The organism is Lactococcus sp. DD01 (genome assembly GCF_001578715.1).
GTDB lineage: Bacteria > Bacillota > Bacilli > Lactobacillales > Streptococcaceae > Lactococcus > Lactococcus petauri.
Genome location: NZ_KQ968955.1, coordinates 1 through 650, shown reverse-complemented (window position 1 = coordinate 650; position 650 = coordinate 1). Strand labels below are relative to the sequence as shown.

Genomic DNA, 650 nt, shown 5'->3' with positions numbered 1-650 from the left:
TCCAAAAATGTGGAAACTTTTTTATTTGTGTTCAAAAGCGAAGCTACTAGCATATTTTTCTAGCATAACAAGTGTTGAACCTATCCACAAATTGAGACTTTTTTGTTATACTAGTGACATGACATATGATAAAAAGCGCCGCAAGGCGACTTCTAAAATCCGAAGTTTCTTTCGCATTATTTTGCAGCTTTTGATTTTTCTCTTTGTTGCAGCTAACCTCTTGAATTTTAGAGTGATACAAACCAATGATAATCGTAATGACACTGAGCTTGCCAACCAAGTTGAAACAATTACAGAATATAACTTCATTCGTACTATAGCACCATATGCGCAAGAATCACAAGAAAAGTATAATGTTCTCGCTTCTCTGACTTTAGCTCAGGCTGCTTTGGAAAGTAACTTTGGTCAAAGCGGACTTGCCGCAAAATATTACAATCTTTTTGGTATCAAAGCTTACGGAAATGTCCCCACAGTAACTTTAGAAACCAAAGAATTTGAAAATGATAAATGGGTGACTGTAAAAGCGCAATTTCGCGTTTACGATGGTTGGAAAGAATCTGTCGAAGGACATGCCTATCTCTTTACTAAGGGCACTACATGGAACCCTAAGCAGTATGCAAGCGTTTTAGCTGCGAAAAACTATAAAGAAG

1 protein-coding gene is annotated in these 650 nt (G+C 36.8%); it reads left to right on the top strand.

Annotated features, from left to right (window positions below):
* Nucleotides 1-118 precede the first annotated feature (118 nt).
* A partial coding sequence (locus LACDD01_RS11275) for a glucosaminidase domain-containing protein (protein WP_231863452.1) occupies nt 119-650 on the top strand: 532 nt, incomplete at its 3' end.